This is a genomic window from Musicola paradisiaca NCPPB 2511, from assembly GCF_000400505.1.
Taxonomy (GTDB): Bacteria; Pseudomonadota; Gammaproteobacteria; order Enterobacterales; family Enterobacteriaceae; genus Musicola; species Musicola paradisiaca.
In genome coordinates this window covers 1,706,359-1,727,176 of sequence record NZ_CM001857.1, presented here as the reverse complement: position 1 = coordinate 1,727,176, position 20,818 = coordinate 1,706,359, and the positions used below count along the sequence as shown (strand labels likewise).

18 protein-coding genes, 1 tRNA gene and 1 pseudogene are annotated in these 20,818 nt (G+C 50.0%); 6 read left to right on the top strand and 14 right to left on the bottom strand.

All coding sequences use genetic code 11. From position 1 onward, the window contains the following. Positions 1–5: 5 nt before the first annotated feature. The 3 genes from gspE to gspC are packed head-to-tail and all read right to left on the bottom strand — an operon-like array spanning position 6 to position 4,469. Positions 6–1,502, bottom strand: coding sequence for a type II secretion system ATPase GspE (gspE, locus tag DPA2511_RS07570; protein WP_012765088.1), 1,497 nt, complete (start codon positions 1,500–1,502; stop codon positions 6–8). Next, the gene (gene gspD / locus DPA2511_RS07565; protein WP_026595149.1) at positions 1,499–3,625 is read right to left on the bottom strand and encodes a type II secretion system secretin GspD; all 2,127 of its coding nucleotides are present in this window, start codon (positions 3,623–3,625) and stop codon (positions 1,499–1,501) included. The genes gspE and gspD overlap by 4 nt, the downstream gene beginning before the upstream one ends. A 19-nt stretch (positions 3,626–3,644) precedes the next feature. Then, positions 3,645–4,469 (bottom strand): type II secretion system protein GspC, encoded by an 825-nt coding sequence (gene gspC / locus DPA2511_RS07560; protein ID WP_012765086.1) that lies wholly within the window; start codon positions 4,467–4,469, stop codon positions 3,645–3,647. Positions 4,470–5,670: 1,201 nt separating this feature from the next. Between gspC and gspB the strand changes: the two genes are divergently transcribed. Next, on the top strand, positions 5,671–6,276 hold the full coding sequence (gene gspB, locus DPA2511_RS07555; protein ID WP_026595148.1) for a type II secretion system assembly factor GspB: 606 nt from the start codon (positions 5,671–5,673) through the stop codon (positions 6,274–6,276). Positions 6,277–6,320: 44 nt separating this feature from the next. On the opposite strand, the gene outS is transcribed toward gspB, so the two are convergent. Further along, on the bottom strand, positions 6,321–6,728 hold the full coding sequence (outS, locus tag DPA2511_RS07550; protein ID WP_012765084.1) for a GspS family T2SS pilot lipoprotein variant OutS: 408 nt from the start codon (positions 6,726–6,728) through the stop codon (positions 6,321–6,323). A 351-nt stretch (positions 6,729–7,079) separates the two neighbouring features. Next, positions 7,080–8,315, bottom strand: coding sequence for an alanine transaminase (gene alaC, locus DPA2511_RS07545; protein WP_012765083.1), 1,236 nt, complete (start codon positions 8,313–8,315; stop codon positions 7,080–7,082). 370 nt (positions 8,316–8,685) lie between these two features. On the opposite strand from alaC, the gene DPA2511_RS07540 reads away from it, so the two are divergent. The 5 genes and pseudogenes from DPA2511_RS07540 to vapC all read left to right on the top strand — a co-directional run bounded on the left by DPA2511_RS07540 (position 8,686) and on the right by vapC (position 11,017). Further along, a complete protein-coding gene (locus DPA2511_RS07540; RefSeq protein ID WP_012765082.1) occupies positions 8,686–9,549 on the top strand; it encodes a D-amino-acid transaminase in 864 nt (287 codons plus the stop codon). A gap of 203 nt (positions 9,550–9,752) precedes the next feature. Next, positions 9,753–9,829 (top strand) — tRNA-Arg (locus DPA2511_RS07535). 180 nt (positions 9,830–10,009) lie between these two features. After that, positions 10,010–10,289: pseudogene (locus DPA2511_RS22730) on the top strand (DUF4942 domain-containing protein); the annotation flags it as partial. 93 nt (positions 10,290–10,382) lie between these two features. Further along, on the top strand, positions 10,383–10,613 hold the full coding sequence (gene vapB / locus DPA2511_RS07525) for a type II toxin-antitoxin system VapB family antitoxin (protein ID WP_012765080.1): 231 nt from the start codon (positions 10,383–10,385) through the stop codon (positions 10,611–10,613). After that, on the top strand, positions 10,613–11,017 hold the full coding sequence (gene vapC / locus DPA2511_RS07520) for a type II toxin-antitoxin system tRNA(fMet)-specific endonuclease VapC (RefSeq protein ID WP_012765079.1): 405 nt from the start codon (positions 10,613–10,615) through the stop codon (positions 11,015–11,017). Before vapB ends, vapC begins: the two co-directional genes overlap by 1 nt. A gap of 330 nt (positions 11,018–11,347) precedes the next feature. On the opposite strand, the gene DPA2511_RS23665 is transcribed toward vapC, so the two are convergent. The 9 genes from DPA2511_RS23665 to DPA2511_RS07480 form a co-directional block, all read right to left on the bottom strand. Beyond that, positions 11,348–11,989: an MFS transporter gene (locus DPA2511_RS23665; protein WP_196805853.1), complete on the bottom strand. Its 642-nt coding sequence runs from the start codon at positions 11,987–11,989 to the stop codon at positions 11,348–11,350. Continuing rightward, positions 11,965–12,618, bottom strand: a complete 654-nt coding sequence (locus DPA2511_RS23660) for an MFS transporter (protein ID WP_196805852.1) — start codon at positions 12,616–12,618, stop codon at positions 11,965–11,967. The genes DPA2511_RS23665 and DPA2511_RS23660 overlap by 25 nt, the downstream gene beginning before the upstream one ends. After that, a complete protein-coding gene (locus tag DPA2511_RS21285; protein WP_012765077.1) occupies positions 12,615–13,229 on the bottom strand; it encodes a cysteine hydrolase family protein in 615 nt (204 codons plus the stop codon). Before DPA2511_RS21285 ends, DPA2511_RS23660 begins: the two co-directional genes overlap by 4 nt. Positions 13,230–13,233: 4 nt before the next feature. Next, the gene (locus DPA2511_RS21280) at positions 13,234–15,108 is read right to left on the bottom strand and encodes an FAD/NAD(P)-binding protein (protein ID WP_012765076.1); all 1,875 of its coding nucleotides are present in this window, start codon (positions 15,106–15,108) and stop codon (positions 13,234–13,236) included. Further along, entirely contained in the window at positions 15,105–16,307 is a 1,203-nt protein-coding gene (locus DPA2511_RS21275) for a pyridoxal phosphate-dependent aminotransferase (RefSeq protein ID WP_012765075.1), read from the bottom strand. Before DPA2511_RS21275 ends, DPA2511_RS21280 begins: the two co-directional genes overlap by 4 nt. A gap of 53 nt (positions 16,308–16,360) precedes the next feature. Beyond that, entirely contained in the window at positions 16,361–17,368 is a 1,008-nt protein-coding gene (locus DPA2511_RS07495; protein WP_012765074.1) for a TauD/TfdA family dioxygenase, read from the bottom strand. A 258-nt stretch (positions 17,369–17,626) separates the two neighbouring features. Continuing rightward, positions 17,627–19,567, bottom strand: a complete 1,941-nt coding sequence (locus DPA2511_RS07490; protein ID WP_012765073.1) for an aconitase family protein — start codon at positions 19,565–19,567, stop codon at positions 17,627–17,629. After that, positions 19,564–19,941, bottom strand: a complete 378-nt coding sequence (locus tag DPA2511_RS22725) for a cupin domain-containing protein (protein WP_012765072.1) — start codon at positions 19,939–19,941, stop codon at positions 19,564–19,566. Before DPA2511_RS22725 ends, DPA2511_RS07490 begins: the two co-directional genes overlap by 4 nt. 30 nt (positions 19,942–19,971) lie before the next feature. Then, positions 19,972–20,523, bottom strand: a complete 552-nt coding sequence (locus tag DPA2511_RS07480) for a TetR/AcrR family transcriptional regulator (protein WP_012765071.1) — start codon at positions 20,521–20,523, stop codon at positions 19,972–19,974. Between the last annotated feature and the right edge of the window lie 295 nt (positions 20,524–20,818).

The following is a 20,818-nucleotide window of genomic DNA, read 5'->3' as shown; positions in this document are numbered from 1 at the left end:
CCATGTCATTCCTCTTTAGTTACCCTGACCACCTCTTCCCAGGTGGTGATCCCGGCCAGTACCTTATCCAACCCATCCTGACGAATGGTCGCCCTGTTGCCGCCAAGCATTTCGGCGATAGCCAGTTCGCCGTCGCCGCGGTGAATTGCGGCGCGCACAGAGTCGTCAATCAGTAACAATTCATGGATACCGGTTCGACCGCGATAGCCGCTATGGCCGCATTTATCGCACCCACCGGGCCGATAAAGCTGAGTGTCGGCGGGCAACCCCGTTTGCTGTTGTTGCTCATCCGTAATGGTATAAGGCTCTCGACATTCGGGGCACAGCGTGCGCACCAACCGCTGGGCCAAGACCCCCAGCAATGAGGTGGACAACAAAAACGGCTCGATACCCATGTCCTGCAACCGGGAAAGCGCCCCCAGCGCACTATTAGTATGCAACGTGGACAACACCAGATGCCCGGTCAATGATGCCTGCACCGCGATTTGTGCGGTCTCGCCGTCGCGGATCTCCCCCACCAGTACGACGTCCGGATCCTGGCGCAGAATAGCGCGCAGCCCACGCGCAAACGTCATATCTACTTTCGGGTTGACCTGGGTTTGACCGATGCCGTCCAGTTCATATTCGATGGGATCCTCCACCGTCATGATATTGCGTTCAGCCGAATCCAGACGGCTCAACGCCGCATACAGCGTGGTACTCTTCCCCGAGCCGGTCGGCCCAGTGACCAGAATAATGCCGTGCGGACGATGTATCAGCGTGTCGAGCAACTGGCGGTTGCGCTCCACCATCCCCAACAACTCCAGGTCAAGCCGAACGCTATTTTTATCCAACAGACGTAACACGACACGTTCGCCGTAGTTGGAAGGCAAGGTAGAAACGCGCACGTCAATGGCTCGGCCGCCGATCCGCAGCGCCATGCGGCCATCCTGGGGAATACGCTTTTCCGCAATGTCCAATTTCGCCATCACTTTGATGCGCGAAACCAGCAGCGACGCCAATTGCCGCTGCGGGCGCAATATCTCGCGGAGGACGCCATCAATCCGAAAGCGGATCAGCAAATGACGTTCAAAGGTTTCGATATGGATATCCGAAGCTTTGTGTTTGATGGCCTCCGTCAGCATGGCGTTGATCAAGCGGATAATCGGCGCATCGTCTTCGGCGTCCAGTAGGTCGTCGCTGTCGGGCAATTCTTCTGCCAGCGTATAGAAATCAATGTCGTTACCGATGTCTTCCATCAGACGGCGGGCCTCTTCTGAATCCCGCTGATAACGCATAACCAGTTGCCGCTCGAACTCTTCCGGGCTGACACGGCTAATCGTCAAGGGCCGACCGGCAACTCTGCGCGCTTCCAGCAACGCGGCGGCGGACGCTTGTGGTGCGCAGATCGCCTCAGCCGTGTCGCTGCCGTCCTCCTGCAACAGCAGAACCTGCTGGGCACGGGCGAAAGCAAACGGCAATATCGGCCGCAGTTCTGGCATGGTGATGGGCTGTTCGCTCATCGCCCCTCCGAGTAGAACGAGCCAATCGCCGACTGCACCTGACGGAAGGTATAGGTATTGCCTCCAGATGGCAGACGCAACGTATTGCTATCCAAAACCTTGTTGCTGCGCTGCAGATCCTGTTCGCTGTCGAACGCTTTGTACTGGTTGATCGATGTAGCCTGATATTGCTGACGGTCGCGGATGATCGTTGGACGCAGGAACAGCATCAGGTTGCGTTTGGATACGGTGAGGCTCTTCGAACGGAACAGATTGCCCAACACCGGAATGTCACCCAGTAAAGGCACCTTGCTGTCCGTTTCGACCGTAGATTTGTTCAGCAATCCACCGACGACCACGGTTTCACCATTCGTCACCATAACCGCATTATTGACGGTACGGGTATTAAACGTAGCGCCAAGATCGCTGCTGGTACTGCTGGAAGAATCCGCCACGCTGGAAACCTCTTGCTCTATTTGCAGCAATACGGAATCACCTTCATTGATCTGTGGTTTTACTTTCAGCTTGATGCCGACGGTCTTACGTTCCACCGTACTGTAGATGTTATCCGCCGAGGTCGTCTGGGATCCGGTCAATACTGGAACCTCCTGACCCACATTGAAGGTGGCTTCCATATTGTCTATCGTCACAATGCTCGGGGTCGCCAGTACATCGTTTTTGCTATTGCTGGACAACGCCGTCAGCAACATCGACCAATTACCGTGATAGAAACCAGCGGCAATGCCGTTGAAACTACCGAGCGCACTGGAGAAATTACTGGTCAGCGTACCGTCATCCCGGTATTGGTCGACCCCAACAATCGCGGTGGAAATCGGCATTCCCGTGTTGGTGTATTGCGTCATCCCCGCGCGTTTGTTAGCCCACTGAATCCCCAGATTGAGGCCATCTGCATCCTGGACTTCGGCGATAATCGCCTCAACCAACACCTGAGGACGGCGAATATCCAGTTGGTTAATGACCTGTTCCAGGTCACGCATGATATCGGGTGGTGCAGTGATAATCAGAGAGTTGGTCTGATCATGCGCCCGCATGATCACTTCTTTGCCCTGAATAATAATGGTGCGACCGCCGGAACTGCTGCTGGAACCGAACGTGGAACCAAACCCCATGCCGGAACCGGACGAGGAGTACGCCCCATTACCGGCGTTGGAAGAAGATGACGAATTGCTGGAACTGCTGGAGCTACTGGAACTGCTATTGCTGGAGCTGCTGCCCGATCGGGTCGACGAGGAACGATTGTTGGTTGACGATGAATTACGGTTGCCACTGGTTCCGTTACCCGCCAGCACTTCGATCAGATCCAGCGCTTTGGCATATTTGAGGTAAATCACCTTGGTACCGCCCTGCACCACCTGCTTGCGGTCGAGCTGATGGATCATTTCCACTACGCGCTGACGCGCATTATCTTCACCACTGACCACTACCGAGTTGGTACGGCTGTCGGCCACCACGTTGGCCACCATGGTGCTGGGCAATGCATTTTTTTCATCCGTTTTGTTCAGATCGTTGACCAGTTTGGCAACGTCGTCCGCAGAGGCATACGTCAGCGGGATAGTAACGACGTTGCGATCGCCGGTTTTATCCACCGTGCTGACGATTTCCATCAAACGCTTCACCACCGCGGCACGGCCGGTCATCAACAGGACATTGGAGGGTTCATAATGCACCACGCTACCGGCGCCGGCATTATCGTTGAGTTGGCGCAGCAACGGCGCGAGATCGCGGGCCGCCACGTTATTCAACGGCACAACCCTTGTTACCAGCTCATCGCCGACCCCCGGTTGTTCATCGTTGGCGACGGGAATGGAGGAGGATTTGGCGTCTTTGGAACGGATGACTTTCAGCACGCCGTTATCCATCGGCACCACGGAAAACCCGTAGACATCCAGCACGCTAAGGAAAAACTGGTAATATTGTTCCTCGTTCATCATATCGTAGCTGCGCACGGTGATGGTTCCGCGCACGGTCGGATCGATAATCACGGTTTTATTCAGATTCTTACTGACGGTATTGATGAACTCCTGGATGTCAGTGCCCTTGAAACTGGCTGAAAACTCAGCCGACCAACTGTATGTCGAACTTATCAGGAGAGCGGTTAATCCCAGCCAACCCCAACGTTTCATTATCCCTTTGCCCAGCACGTTACTCGTCTCCCCCAAGTTCCAGATAGATATCCTGCCGTTGGCCGTCTCGCTCCACGGTCAGGGTAAAATTATGTACGTCAGCCATCCGCTCCATGGCTTTCTTGGCCTGATCCTGATCGCGTAAATCCAACCCATTCATCCCCACGGCGAGATCGTTATCCTGCAACCCCACGCGGTAGAAGGCATCACTCTGCGGCCCCGGATTCAAGCGATACCCTTGCAACCGGTCGCCATTCATGATCGGCGAGAAGGAAACGAAATCGCTCATATTGGTGGAGGCTCGTTGCTGCAGTTGCTCTTTGACCTGCGACATGGGGATCGACGCATCGCTGTCGCCGCCGTCCGACACATACAGTTCAAGTGCTTCATAACGCCCTTGATATTGCAGAATGACCCTATCCGGACGAATAGAAACAATGCGGGCGTTATAGCCTGGGACATCCTCGTTGATTCCCCGGCTAAACTGTTGATTGTCCTTGCTGATAATCGCTATCGAGCGGGATGATTCGTTCGTGCTGACCATGACGCCCGTCAGCATGAGTTTGAGAGAAGAAAGCGGCAGATTGGTCATTTGCGCAGTATCCAGCGCGCCAGGCTGCGTTTTTTCCGCAGAAATGCCGAACAACGTGAAATCGCTCAGCCGGACGGGCTGTTGCCGCGCCTGCGCCGGCATGACCTGTGAGTTGGGAGCTGGCGCGTTGTCCGGGAATCCGGCGCGCCAGAACAGCATTGCCAGTTGCTGACAAATAAGCAACAGCACTAACCCCAACAAAACCCGTCTGACGACAGGCGGTGATAACGGTGGCAATTGTGAGATTTTCATCTGCAAACATTGTCCCTATGTGTTCGCCGATTAGCCCATCCGCATTGCGGGATGCGAACCGGGGTAATACAGAATTCCTTTCCAGGGAGAGTAACATGCCATTCAGCCCCGGAAAGAACAACATGCGTTTTACGCAATCGCGTCGCCAGACGAATCATATTTGATATTTCACCAATCATGATATGGCAACAGAATCTGCGATCAGCATTCTCATCATGAAATTATTCATTCCCTAATCAGCCATGGATGTTATTTATCCAACAAGGCACTGGAACTTATCCTGCAAGGCACCGGAGCAGCATTTGAGGATAATAAAACGCCCCGTTGACGGCAAACCGGGCTTTCAATGCCTACCCCAGAAAAAATCAATCTGATCAACGCTTTCGCAAGCATAAAACAAAAAAACCGTGGCAATCCTTTGGACAGATATCATTTTTTCTGGTTATTTCCTTATAAAACATGGCTTGATTTATCAATCATTTCATCATGTTTCACTACAATGTATTCTGCATCCCGCAGCTATCTTTCACCTTCAACAGGTTCCTGGTTATATTTAATTCAATTCACTCAATCGCGCTATCTCTCTATTATCTGATATTCAGGATATGCGAAACACATTACAAAACCCGAACGGGTTATAACACTTATTAAACAATCCTGTTCTCGTTATCCGACCGAAAGAGTTATATTTATTCACGTAAAGATAATCTTGATAAAAAACAGAACTCAAATAGACTCCGTCACGTTTGTATGCGTATTTAATAGACGGCTATCCCGACAAACAAACCGTCGGCATCAAAAATGAGCAATTCCAATGACTTTTTGTCGCTTTCCCCGATGGCTACACGGGATAATTCAGCATGGCAAGACTCCCAAGCTCCTTTGCCTCCGGCGCATCCAGACATCGTATTCACGCATCTTAATGCGCCGTGGAAACACCCTGAATTCCCGATCAAGGGTACAATTCACGCAAACAGAAACAGCGATACCACAAGACTAAAACACCGTTTCATTAAAACATATCCCGCTATTTTTTTTGCGACCAGGCTCAAAATTTTATTTGCCCTGATTTTCAGATACGGGAAATCTTGCCGAAATGGCGGGCTGGTCACATAAATAAGATGAATGACTGCCAGCAGGGCCCTGTTTTCTGAAAAATAGCAGGTTCAGGTCATGGATGCCGCTCCTCCGGGTAAACTGGGTGAGCCAACGTTTTGAGGTCAACGTGAATAATACATCGGAAGTCAAAGCCCCAGCCCAGAGCGAAACGTCTTCAGGCTATCGAATTCCAGGTTCTCTATTGGTTGTCTATGCCTGCCTGATTTTCTTTTTAGGCTGGTTTGGTCATCAGCGCTGGGCGGAATTCAGCCCCCCGACAGCCAATCTGCCGGCAGCCGCTATCGTTGCCGCGTCGCCAGTCCGGGCACCGATTCAGGAGCAAGCACAGCCCAATATCGCCGCAGAGCAAACCGCCTCCCCTTCAACCCCCCCGGCTGTGGCAACAGAAACTGTGCCGCCGCCGGATAAAAAACCGGTCATCGGCTGGCAAACCGCCAAACCTGGAGAATTGCCTTTTATCGCGTTCAGCGCCCATGTTTACACGTCGGATCCGGCAAAACGCAGCGTAACACTCAACGGCACGCTTTATCACGAAGGCGATACGCCGTATAAAGGATTAATTATTGAACAGATTCAACAGGATGTGTTGATTTTCAGTTTCAACGGCGAGCCGTTCGTTCTGGACTCTTTGCAAGACTGGCCCGGAGGGAAACCAGACTCGGATATGATCGAAGGCGATTCGCAGTAGTCATAATACCGGCCGTGCAATGCTGACGGCCGGTTTTTTGCCAATCAGCGGCTGCGCATCGCATCAATAAAGGGCGCCATTGAGCGGTTAAAGGCGGAACACTGGGCGGTTTTCGGCGTACCATCTTTCAATAGGCCTTGATAAAGCGTTTCGCTGGTCTGAGGCAACGTGGAATAGCGGCTGGTATCCCATCCTTTCTGACCCGCGACTTTCACCGCCGTTTTCAAAATCGCCGCGTCATCAGGCAAATCACTGCGTTCACACTGGATCCGCAGGTATTTACTGGCGGCGACCAACGACGCCAATTGGTTAATCTGTTCGTTAACCGGCACAGCAGCCGCCCGGGATGCCGATGGCTTTGACGGCGTTTTTTCGGACGCCGTCCCCTGACACCCAGCCAGACCCAGACAACATACGCCAAATAACACCGCTTTTATTGAGAATAAACGCATGACTCGACTCGTCTTATTAATGAAGTTCCATCTTAAGGGGCATTAGCAAATCACTCTCCGTCTATCACGACAAGGCGTGATACGAGACAGCGTGATCAAGTCAGCAGAAAAATGTGCTGCAGTTAATACACCCGCTCAACACCGGACAACCCTACAACAATAGGATGAATAACAACAGGATGAATAACAATAGGGTGAATAACAACAGGGTGAAATTCCGGTAAGAAAACTTCACCCTGCAATGCATAAAAATAGTTATATCAAAGCGCTCACACGTTACTCATGACTTGTCGGTTAAGCATCTGCGCAACCGGAGCGGACATCAATGACATGATCCGCGCTTGATCGTACTTATTCTGGTTTATGTGCCGCTTTAGCCGCGCCGGGAAGTACCCCATCCGCCCGGAACATCGCTTTGATGCCCCTGACCGCCTGACGGATCCGATCTTGATTCTCGATCAAAGCAAAACGCACATGCGTATCGCCGTAATCGCCAAAGCCGATCCCGGGAGAGACACAGACCTTCGCCTCAGATAATAACCGTTTGGCAAATTCCAGCGACCCCAGGTGCGCATATTGTTCAGGGATTTTCGCCCATACGTACATGGAGGCTTTCGGCTCATCCACCATCCAGCCGGCTTCATGCAACCCCTTGACCAGCACATTACGCCGCTGGCGGTACTGCTCGGCGATATCGCGCACGCACTGCTGATCGCCTTCCAATGCCGCAATCGCCGCCACCTGCAATGGCGTAAACGTACCGTAATCATGGTAGCTTTTGATTCGGGCCAATGCGCTCACCAGCTCTTGATTGCCAACCATGAAACCGATACGCCATCCCGCCATGTTGTAACTTTTGGACAGCGTGAAAAACTCTACTGCAATATCCTTGGCGCCAGGAACCTGCATGATTGAAGGCGCTTTCCAGCCGTCGTAGACGATATCCGCATACGCCAGATCGTGAACCACCAGAACGCCATACTGTTTAGCCAGCGCCACCACCCGCTCAAAAAAATCCAGTTCGACGCACTGCGCCGTCGGGTTGGAAGGGAATCCCAGAATCATCATTTTCGGCTTGGGAATCGTCTCGCGGATGGCTCGCTCCAGCTCATTGAAGAAATCGACCCCCTCAACCAGCGGCACAGAACGCACCTGCGCGCCGGCGATAACCGCGCCATAAATGTGAATAGGGTAGCTGGGATTCGGCACCAGAACCGTGTCGCCATGATCCAACGTTGCCAGCATCAGATGCGCCAACCCCTCTTTGGAACCAATGGTGACAATCGCTTCGCTTTCCGGGTCGATATCAACCTGATAACGCTCGGCATACCAATGCGAAATCGCCCGACGAAGACGGGGAATACCGCGGGACGTCGAATAACCGTGCGTATCTTCCCGCTGCGCCACCGTACAGAGTTTTTCCACAATGTGCGGAGGCGTCGGGCCATCGGGGTTGCCCATGCTGAAATCGATAATATCTTCGCCACGACGGCGGGCAGCCATTTTCAGTTCGGCGGTGATATTAAAAACGTAAGGGGGAAGACGATCGATACGCGAAAAACGACGTGGAGAGTTAAAATCAGCCATAACATCCTCAGAATAACGTGAGCGCCCGGACCATCCGAGCGACGCCAGGTTCGGGATCCGAACCTTAATTCACCCTATCCGAGTTCGGTTGTGCTGTCGATATGCCAACCGTAATTATTTCCAATTGCCGATACCTCTCTTTTCGCCGTCGAGACACTTTCCTGTGACAAGCTGTTACACCTCACTTTCGTCTTCCGATGGAAACCAGTATCTTTATGCGCTGCTCGACGCGCAGCCGCCCAGCCAGACTATTTCGGTATGTTTCGGCAAACTGTCCGTCCGCTTCCGGTTTCTTCATGCCTAAACGTTTCCCTATCAATTCGACGCCGGCATGGTGTTTTTGCCCGATATTCAGTTAAGGAGTGTTGTCATGCAACGCATGGTTTATGTGGATGGACAGTACCTGCCCGAATCGCAGGCTACTATCTCTGTGTTTGATCGCGGCTTTCTGTTTGCCGACGCCGTTTACGAGGTGACATCGGTCATCAACGGCGGACTGGTGGATCTGGATGCACATCTGGCGCGCCTGCAACGCTCCTGCCGTGAACTCTCACTCACATTGCCGGTGACAATCGATACACTGAAAAATATCCATCTGGCGCTGATAGAAAAAAACGCGCTGCATGAAGGCTCTATTTACCTGCAATTAAGCCGCGGCAACGCCGGCGATCGCGATTTTCATTATCCACCGACCGACGTGAAACCTACGTTGGTGCTCTTTACTCAGGCGCGTCCGATTATTGCTCATCCAAAAGCTGAGATTGGCCTGACGGTCATCACCAGCCCGGATATTCGCTGGCAACGCCGCGATATTAAAACCGTTAGCCTGCTGGCCGCCTGCATGGCCAAAGAGTTAGCGCATGCGCAACAGGCCGATGACGCACTGCTGGTGGAGAATGGGTTTATCACGGAAGGAACATCAAGCAACTGTTATATCGTCACCGACGATAAGACGGTTATCACTCGCCCGCTGAGCCATGCCCTGCTGCCGGGTATCACCCGTCAGTCGTTGCTTGCACTGGCGCAACAAGACAACATTTCTGTAGAAGAACGGCCTTTCACACCGGAAGACGCCTATCAAGCGCGAGAAATCTTCATCACGTCGGCGACCTCTTTCGTGCTGCCGGTGGTGAAACTCGACGACCGCATTATCGGCGATGGAAAGCCGGGGCCCATCACCCGCCGGCTGCGTGAAATTTATATCGACATGGCTCAAACCCAGACCCGCATCTGACAACATCAGGACGCCCGGACTAACCACGTACAGTACGGGCCTCCCTTTTTTCGCCGGGACGTATTCCCTTCGATTGCAATCATCCCCACCGCCACTGCTCAGGGATTGCCCGACTGACGTGAAAGCGGTCTCAATTCGTTGACTCACTGGGGAGGGTCGGTATAATCCAGCGCACTGTCGTATTCCAACCGACATTTGTGCATGCGCCCTTAGCTCAGTTGGATAGAGCAACGGCCTTCTAAGCCGTAGGTCACAGGTTCGAACCCTGTAGGGCGTACCATCTTAAGTTCTCCCAAACGCTACCGAATTCACCAAAACCCCGTAATATTCATTGATACTACTAGGATTTTCTGTCGCTGAGCTCCACCGAGGTCAATCCAGCATACCGGAAATCAAGTCGATGTTGGGGGGCTCTTCTTGTTCAATGACGATCTTCTTGTTCAATGACGATTAGAGGCCCCTGAACTGGGGCTGGCGACGCGATCAACTGGCCGATCTAGCGCGTATGCTGTATCTGCTGGATGGCAAACCGATTCCCGACAACCGAGGCGATATCACCATCCGGCTGATGAACCATATCCGCGATAATCCCCATCAGCAAGAATACGAAGATGAGTATTTTAGCGTCCGTTATCTTCAGATAAGGTACTGGGCATCTCACCTTCAAGCGTCCTGACCTGATCGATCAGATGAACAATATAATCGCCAAACATTATCCGGGGATGTTGGCGGCAAGGTGATTAACCAATCATGCCACATTTGTATATCCCATTGACATATCCCATCAATATTCTATGCTATCGATAGCACAAAATTTCTCCAAGGAGACTACCATGGAAAAAACCACAGTCTTTAAAAGCAATCGTAGCCAGGCGGTACGACTCCCTAAAGCTGTTGCACTGCCCGATGATGTGAAGCAGGTTGATATCGTCGCGATTGGTCGCACACGTATCATCACTCCGGCAGGCGAAAGCTGGGACAGTTGGTTCGAAGAGGATGGCGTAACACCTGACTTTATGATCACCAGAGAGCAACCCGATGATCAGATCAGGGAAGATTTCTGATGCTGAAATATCTGCTCGATACCAATATCTGTATTTACACCATCAAGAACAAACCGCAGGAAGTCAGGGACGCTTTCTACCGTCATTACGGGCAGTTTGCTATCAGTGCTATCACGCTGATGGAACTGATATATGGCGCGGAGAAATCGGTAAACCCAGAAAAAAATCTGGCAGTGATTGAAGGATTTTCTGCACGTTTGGAAGTGCAACCTTATGGTTTTGACGCTGCCGTACATACCGGCCAAATTCGTGCGGAACTGGCAAAACAAGGAACCTCTATCGGCCCGTATGATGCCATGTTAGCCGGTCACGCGCGGTTCGCAGGTTTAATACTGGTAACGAACAATGTACGCGAATTTGAGCGTGTACCTGGGCTACGAGTGGAAAACTGGGTCAGTCGATAAGCCGTATTCTGCCCTCCCTCAAAACAGGATATAGTCTACCGCCTACTGCGGATAACCCGCAAAAAATCCAGCCAGAAAGGTTTGGGGGCCACTACGTTTTTCGAACTGGTGACAATCCTTATATTTCAATATAGATACGTGGCTAATTCGCATCCTTTAGGGCTCTCAATATCTTTCTATCCCATTCAATCACCTGATGATAAAACGCCTTGCTGTATAGGTTTGGCTAATGCCTGATTAACATCGCATCAGCCGACGCTACACCAGCAAGGCGCTTTTGTAATACCCGTTCCAGCCAACGAGATACTTAACACCAGAACAGTTGCACTGTCATACCCTGTCTTCCGGTGCGGTTGTTTTCACTTTAGGGAAGAAAATAAGGGCAATTACAGCGCACAGAGCCGAGGCTAACCAAACACTGCTCCAGCTCAGGGTAGTTTGTAGCCAGGGAATCGCAACGGGAGTGATAAACATCACAACAAATACACTGGTATTTCCCATGGCCAGGGCAGTGCCCGCCCGCTTCGCACCAGCCATAGAGGCAAGTTCTGTGTATGCAACACCGTGCCAGGCAGATACCGCCACTCCTGAAAAAATAAACAGGCCCGCGAGCAGCACAACGGTTTCCCGGGTCGGTGACAACGCTGGCCACAACCAAACCAGCACACTCAACAGAATGAACGCCAGTATGCTGAGAAGCGTGCAACCACGAAGGTAGGCTTTACGGTTTTTGTTCTTATCCGTCCAGCGTCCACTCCAGATACGCGATACCATAGCGCCAATCTGAATTGTCGCCAGGCAGACAGAAACAACGCTCACGTCAATATGAGCAAAATCATGCAGAAATACAGAGCCAAAGGTCAGTAGTGCAAACTGTGGCCCACATAAAATACCGATAGCCAGCACTATCTTCCAGATAGCAGGATCGTGTAACGGTCCTTTACCTGTCATGGAAACGGCCGCTGATGCCATATGTTTTTTTCTCTGGCTATATCGGGTTCGTGCAACCAGAGCCATGCATAGTAGCCGGCAATAATGCATAGAATCGCAGAAACAATAAATAACACGACAAAGCCATAACGGGCGGCCAGCCAAGGCAACAACAGTGCGCCCAAGCCATACCCCATCGGCACTGCTGTCTGACGGATACTCATTGCCAGACCCCGTTCCCCCTCTTGAAACCAAGCCATAATTGCCCGGCCACTGGAGCCATTAACGCTACTCCCCAGTAAGCCAATGCCTAGCACACCGGCAATCAACAGCCAATATGCAGGGACAAAACCGCTATGCGGGGCAGCAAAAGCGGCCATCAACAACAACATGGCGCCGGTGCTCAACAAGCCGGTAAGCAGAACCGGCCGGTCGCCCCATCGATCCGTCATCAACCCCCAGGGCAATTCGCTGATGGCAATCCCCAGGCCTAGCATCCCAAGCACGAACCCCAGTTCAGCATTGGTAATATGGTAATCTGTGCGCATAAAAACCGCCGTTGCGGGCAGCCCCCCCACGACCATGGAGAAACATGCATTAGCAGCAACCCCAATGCCCAAAACCTTCCAGCGATGCCGTACACCGCGCAGGGTGGTCACTGTATCCGTCATTTTATTGTCCCCTGTAATTTTTCCGATTCCGTTGTCGCCGGTAATTTTTCCGTCGTAATCAACGTTGCTATGCTGCTGATCACTTCAAGAGCAGCCTGGTGCTTTTTCTCACTGATTGCGGATACTGCATCCTTCAACACGAGGACATTAAAACCACGATCATGGGCACTCATCGCTGTTGCCAGAACAACGAACTCCGTTGATATGCCGGCAAGGATCAAGGTATCTACCCCTAAACATCGGAGCGTTAACTCAAGGTTCGATTGATAGAATGGATCAACCCGATGTTTGCGAACGATGTTTTCGCCAGGACGCGGCGCCAGCTCGGCGATGATGTCGGTTGACCACGTATTGAAGCACAGCAGATGATTTCGTCGTGCGATATCAAACACCTCAGACCCCACGGGACATTCGATATAGTTTTCAGAAAATCCAACGACAACATGCACGACCGGGATCTGGTTAGCCCGGGCGATTTCAAGGGCACGGGCCGCATGTGGCACCACATCATGTTCCTTCGCTTGCTGGAAATATCCCTTCTGTGCATATACACCGTTGGGATGAACAATCTCATTGAGAAAATCCAGCATCAGTAATGCTATTTTCTTCATTGCCTTATTCCTGATTTGCTCTCTGGGTGACAGGCAGTGCGGTCAGAATGTGTTCTGCAATAGCATCTGCATCGCAAATAAAATCCGTCCAGTAGCCTGGACGACTGCTCCCGGCGGACATAAACCACCTTGTATGTTCACTGGGTATGCCAATCACATAGAGTTGCCGGACGGCCTCACCTTGCGCATTGATGGGATGGAAAGGTGCGGGGGTGACTGCAACACCACCACTCACCACCTGGGTTTCGCCATCGTTCAGCGTAAAGTCTTGCCATATGCCGCGGCGGCACAGCGCCTGGGTGAGCGGTGACAGATCCCTGGCCAGATCCTGTGCGGGTACTCTTGCATCCAGCAGGGTTTGCACATGCCACACGGCGCCTTCAACCTGGGGGGAGGTCAGCGCAAAACGTCCCGCTGCGCTATCACAGGAAATCGTCATGTTCGGCCCAACGACATGCAGGATATTTGCATCGATCAATGCCAGCACTTGCCGGGTTCTATAGCGAGGCGGCCCCGCGGAAAGCAAAGCGCTTACAGGGGAGTAACGATGGAGGAAGGCATCTCGAAAGGAGGACGGTGTAAGCCCGCCAAAATCAACGACTTTGCGGACAAGACCCCGTGTGTCGCGTAATGTATCCAAGGCTGCCTTTAAGGGGTTATCAACATTTCCCCCCTCGGCTTCCTGATAATCACTCATCAAAAGATGCTTCAGTTCTGCATGGAAATGGCTTGCGGAAGTAAACCGGCGCTGGCTGAATGGGTCGGCAAGTTGATAAATATCCAGCGCGGGCAAATCTGTAATACCAAAATTACGCGCAATATGCGGGATATCGGCAAAGTCATTTTCAGGTAATGACTGGATATACTGGCGGAATTCACTTTCTGCCGTCACCCCATAACGCTGACGAATTGCCGTCGCGTACCAGGTCAGATTAACTTCAGCCATAAGCAAAGGCAGCACGTCTTTGTCAAAGTCAATGCGCCCTCTAAGGGCAAGCGCCTCAGCACGCTCGGCAGTAAACAACACACTGTTATAACGAAAATTAGGGTGTTTTTGGTTACGCCCACGCCCCGGAATAGGCAAGCTACTCCGGGAACCGGCGATTAACTGCGGTTCATGCCCGGAAGGGATATAACGCAGAGTGCCATCAGGCTGTTCTGTAAATTTACCGCCTCTGGCCGTTGTTAAGGCCGCCATCACATCCAGAAACGACAACCCCAATCCAATAATTCCGACATGACTGCCAGCCGGAATGTCTTTCAACGGCATATCCGCTGCGGAGTCCCCCTGAATCCAACACAGTTCAGGGTGGTTTTCAGCAAAGCGCTGCCATTGCTGTTCTTGCGCTGAAAGACGATTTTTGGGATGACCCGTTGCCAGAACGACGCGATCGACGACAACATCTTCACCCTGTTTAAAATGCAAGGTGGCATGCTGTTCGCCGTCAGGAACAATGTCGACGACCTCTGCCTGCCGGGGTAAAAAGCGCTGCTGGGGGGAGAGCGATTGTTTAATGCAGCCCAGCACAAACTGCATATATTCGCCATACAGTGCTCGCGGGGCCCAGGTATTATCGCCGGGAAAATCATCACGAGTCTGTTTCCACCAGACGGCAAGAGAAGGGCCGCAACCCGGCCTGGCATTCTCAGCATCACCTGCGCCCGAAAAAGCCGACACCTCTTCAGCAACGGTGTTCATGACAAAACAGTCATCCTGATCCCGACGCCAGATCCTCCCTGTTTCCGGATGCTGCTTATCGATATAGTGAATATCAACGGCCGCTTCAGGCTGCTTTTGTAATCTCACGGCAAGACGCTCAAGAACAGAGAGTGCCCGAGGCCCGTTGCCGATAATGGCAATACGCAGAGGCGTCGTCATGATGCCTCCTGTTGCAGCGATGCGTCATATTCCGTTATCGCTTCGGCGATGCTATCCATCGCCGCAACAATGGTTTCCATGGCACCGGCAAAAGATAACCTGATCATCATGGTTTCTTCTTTACCAAAGGCGGTTCCTGGGGTCACGGCAACATGGGCATGGGCAAGTAACCAGAGGGTGAATGTTTGTGCGTCGCCCATGCCAAGACCGCGAATATCGGCATAGACATAGAGTCCGCCTTCCGGCACATAGCATTCGATGCCAGGGATCCTGTTCAGGCTGTCAACCATATAATCCCGACGTTTTCGGTACGCCTTAACCATATCCTCCATCGGTTGACGATCCCCGATCAGCGCAGCTAATCCACCTTGCTGAATAAATGCGCCGGCACAGCCGACACTGTGTTGCTGAACCTTGAGTATTTCATTCAACACGTATTCCGGGGCGCAGAGATACCCCAGACGCCACCCCGTCATTGCCCAGGCTTTAGAAAAGCCGCTAACCGTTATAGTGCGTTCAAACATGCCCGGCTCCGCCGCAATACTTCGGTGCGGCGCAGTGATATAGCGGATATGTTCATAAATTTCATCCATGACAACGAAAAGATCATGTTCCAGCGCGACCTGGCATATAACCTGTATTTCTTCTTCTGTAAGGATGTGCCCAGTCGGGTTATTGGGATTATTTAACAGCAATACCCGTGTTTTATCAGTAATACAGGCAGCCAATGCTTTACGTGTTATTTGATATTTATTTTCACGAGTTAAAGGTAGATCAACCGCTTTTGCGCCTGCCATTTCCGCCATTGCGATATAACTCACCCAACAAGGCGATGGAATAACAATCTCATCACCAGGGTTAAGTAATGTCATTAATGTAATAAACAATGCATGCTTGGCAGAAGGCGTAACAATAATATTTTTATCCCAGCACGCTGAGATATGATTCTCTTCAAATAAACGATTAGCTATTGCTTTGAGCAGTCCTGGGGAACCCTTACTGGCTGTATAATGCGTCATGCCATTTTTCATGGCTGACACAGTAAAATTTATTATATGCTCAGGTGTGGAAAAATCGGGTTCACCGCCGCCGAGATCATAAACGACATGCCCTTCGGCTTTCATTTTTTTAACTTTATCAAGAATCGCATAGGTTTCAGAAAGGCCTATACGTTTTACACGATCGGCTACGCTTCTCATATTCGTCATCTACTTATTAATAATAATGGGAGTGGTATTAATTCGTTAGATAATTAATCCTCAACCAGACCAAACATCCCTTTAGCCCAATAAGCCTGGTATTGCTCCGCCGTTTTTTGATCACGAAAAGCGTATGTTTTCAATAACCATCGACGAGCAGCATTTTCTTTATTCTGGATATCTATTTTTTCACGATTATGTAGCCCATCCTGATTCGCGAAAACAAGAAGATCACCCTGAATAATCCTATGACGTTGCTTATCCGCTTTTGTCATCGCCTGCATAAATGCTATCAGCGCATCTTTTGCCTGCTCCGGCGCCCCAGGTGCCACATGAGTCAGTGTGTCCAGATAGCGAATACTGTGGTGATTTTTAAGGATTGCATGATCTGGAGAGCTGATTTGACGACTATTTGTTTCACGAGAATAAACATCAAACTCCGTGCGATACCAAGGCTGGCGCAGTGCCGTCTGTTGCTCCTCAGACAAATGCTTGATTAATGACTTTCCATCAATGTAGCCGGTAAAAATCAGTTCTTCATCCGGGCAATGCAGGCCAAGCAACGTAACAAAATCGGCACGAACTGCATGAGCAGTACGGTCATTGTGATAAACCAGTTCACTGTCACTGAAACCGGTTAATTGCCCACTATATTTACGAATTGCTACTACATCTGTAAAAAAGTCCCCATTATGGCGGCTACCATACGCCAGAAGCGGTGTGCCGGTAAGCAATGCAAATGTTTCTAGTAGTGCTTCGCCGATAAACGTTTTTTTCTTTTTATATTTATCTTCAAGCGGATTATCCGGATCCAATGCGGGAACATTAATATCACGAGGGCAGTTACGCAAAACATGCACATCACTGATACCATGATGTCTTTCATGTTTAATTGAATTACAGATATCAATAAAAAATCCAGGTACTTTGCGGGACTGACACAACTCATTTATTGTTAATTTAAACTCTTGATAATGGGTGTATGGGTTTACTGCGTTCTGACTTAAAAAATGTGTTAATTGATTATTCTCTTCATCTGAGAAATGATAAAAAGGTTTCATGATTTCTTGCATCCTGTCAATGAAATGATAATTAACAAATCAACTATATATACCCTATATATACATATACCCTATATATATCCGTCATACTTCAAGTTGCAGGCGCATTGGTAGCATTTGCTCACTCGAATGACTTACTTGAATAAGTGTACCGGCATTCACTGACGTGCCGCGTGACAAGACGCTTAATCAGCTTTGCCCTAAAAAGCGAACGCCAGACGTTATTCAACATGCTAACTATTTGTCCTGCAACTCGAATTATGTAGGATATAGCATTCTTAAATCATTAAAGGATATTATTTCACCCTTTACTGCGCTGGCAACCACCGTTGATGGGCTGGCGAGCCAAACTTTTCCCGGACCAGAACGCCCTGGAAAATTCCTATTAATAGCGCTAATCGTCACTTGGTTACTATTAAAAGAGGCACCGGGCCCGCAATTCGCACATGCACCACAAGCCGGCTTTAATAAAATTGCACCTGCGTTTTTAAATGTCTCTAAATATCCTCGCTCGTGACAATATTCATAAACATCCATAGTACCGAACTGAAGGTATAACATGACGTCCGACGGGATCTTCTTCCCTTTCTGTACTGCCCAGTGAAGAACTTTGTGATACTCGTCAAAATCATCCCGTTTTCCTGCCGTACAAGATCCGCCATAAGCGATGTCTATTTTTACAGGCTCAGTGAGTTGTGATAGTGCCAGACCATTACCCGGATCCCCTGGAGAAGCAACCATCGGCGACAATTCCCGACAGTCAATTTCTATCACCGCGGCATAACTTGCCCCTTCATCACTGTGCATCCAAGGCTCAAGAGTAAAATGGATACCACGACGTTCTTTCAAAAAGTTAACAGTATTACTGTCTGGTGCAATCAGGCCGGATACCCCCCCAAGTTCAGCCACCATATTCGTTAAAGTGATACGATCATCAATGGATAATCGCTCAATCGTATCGCCGCAGAACTCAAAAACTTTACCAATGCCATTCCCTTGCCGGATCCATTCTGTAGACAGCAATTGAAGGATCATGTCCTTTGCACCGGTTCCTTCAGGCAATCTTCCGGTAAAAACAACCCGAACACTATCAGGAGACATCAGCCGAAACACACCCGTTACCATGCTGGCAGCCATGTCTGTACTACCAACACCAATCGCCAGGCACCCTAACGCACCACAATGTGGTGTATGAGAGTCAGTACCAATAATAATTTGGCCCGGCAATGCATAGCGCTCCGCCATGAGTGCATGCGAAATACCTTCGGCCCCATCACCGTCCAGGTTGTAACGGTGTGCAGTCAGCCGCCACTGCTGAGTAAAAGCACGATGAGCATCCAACAAATGCTCAAGATCACCCGTCAGTTTCTGCTCAACATGCACCTTACTTTGATGCATGTAAGGTAAATGATCTTCGAAAGTAACCACCGACTCAGGCTGCCAAAGTGTCAGGTTATCCCCAAAGGTTCGCTTTAACATGTGGCCACACATGGCGGTGTAATATTCATGAATAAAACGCCAATCCGGCCGCAGATGTAATGCGTTTCCTGAAGAATGAATACCTGTAAGCAGATGTCTGGCGATGATTTTCTCGCACAATGTCATCCTCTTTTCTGTTAATTCAGTACCAACCAACTGCGGCAAACCATACTGGTTTAATTGTGCTTTCCACCAAGGGAGAAGACCTCCACATTGAAGAACCTGACGAGAAGTGTCCTCCCGCCCGGCGATGATGTCTTCAATGGTAACGACATCACCCCGTTCAAGTCGGGCAAGCAGCCCCATATCCGTAGACGTTAACAGGCCGATGTTATCCGCATTTTGCCGGTAAATACGCTCAAAACTCTCTGCAATTACAAGCTGTATACCTGCTGCTTTTTCCGCTACCGGGCTGTGCTCCCTGGATGAACCTTTTCCATAACGCAAGCCCCCAACAACAACATTAACACCCGCATTTATAACGGCGTTTTTCCGAATGGGATTCTCATTTGAGCATTTTAAGCCAGTCCAGACAAAGCTCCCCAGGCGCTCGTCATAATAGGCTAGTGCTGGGATGGGGGTAATTTCATCCGTTGAAATGTCATTACGTAAAGGCTGAGCTGATGACAACGTGAACGTTTCCCCCTGTAACTGCGCCGTGATTTTGTGCGGATCTTCGGTCAAATACAGGATTCGAGCCTGAGTTAGAATTGATTTCATGCTGCAGTATCTGTTAATCCTGATTCAACGCGATCGCCCCATGTTGCGTATATCAAGGCGCCCTGTGGTGTACGCCAGGCATGCTGACTACCTGGCGCATAACAAACTAGATCCCCCGGAAGATAGACACCATTTTCATCTTCGAATGACCCATCAAGAATGAGAAACGTTTCATGCCCTTTATGAAGATGAGATTTTGCTGATGCTCCCGGCGCGCAATGTACCAACGAGATACGTTGCCCCGAATCATCATGGAAAATATCAAAAATACGTGCATTTTTACGATCCAGCGTACTGTGGGTCTCCCACTTAACGGCATCAATGTCTTTAATTAATGAAAACAAATTCATGGTAACGGGCAAATCGTTATTCACTTTCTCTTCTCCATAAGATCTGTATGACTCTTAACTCAGCATTTCAATCACTCCAGCAATAGCCTGTTTGTAATACGCTTCGGACTGTGTAGCCCGGGCAATCACAAATGCTCCTTGCATGACTGAAATCAGTGTTAATGCTGTATGTTTAACATTCAGCTCGGCAGAAAACTCCCCTGACGCTTTGCCCGCTTCAAGTACGCTCTCTATCTCGCCAATCAACCATTCAAAATTTTGGGCTATAGGCTCACGGAGTGAATCATCGCGGATAATCTCGCTATCCTGCGCCAACCCCCCCATACGACACCCGGAAAGAATGTCACGCTCTCGCTGCAAGTAGTTTCCAATACGCTCACGTGCGCTTTTTTCCGTGTGCAAAATACCAGCGATTTCTTGTTGCAGTTCCTCTGCATTACGCAGGATGGTCTGGCGCGCCAAGTCAGCTTTCCCCTTAAAGTGGTGATACATGCTGCCTTGTCCTACACCGGATGCCTTCTGTATTTCTTTAGGACTCGTATTGGAGTATCCCTTTGTCCACAACAGTTCCTGCATTGTCTTTATCAACGTGTCTTTAGCTTTCATTTTTGTACCTATTAGTATGTAAAATTACAACCAGAAAAAAATAAAAAGTTGTTAACTCTAAAGGTTAATCGTTTGCATATTGTTAATGTTAAGTTCTGTTTTATCTGCGACATAAAAACCTTTACTATCTCCCTATTGTTAGTGCACGTTACTGTAGATTTTCTTCATAAATCACACCAAATATTCTTCGTAGCAAGTGACTCCTGCTAACAACGATCTAGCCAGACAGAACAATAATCTTTGTTTACTAATTAATAACTCATTATTTTAAATAAGAAAGTTAAAAACGAACTTT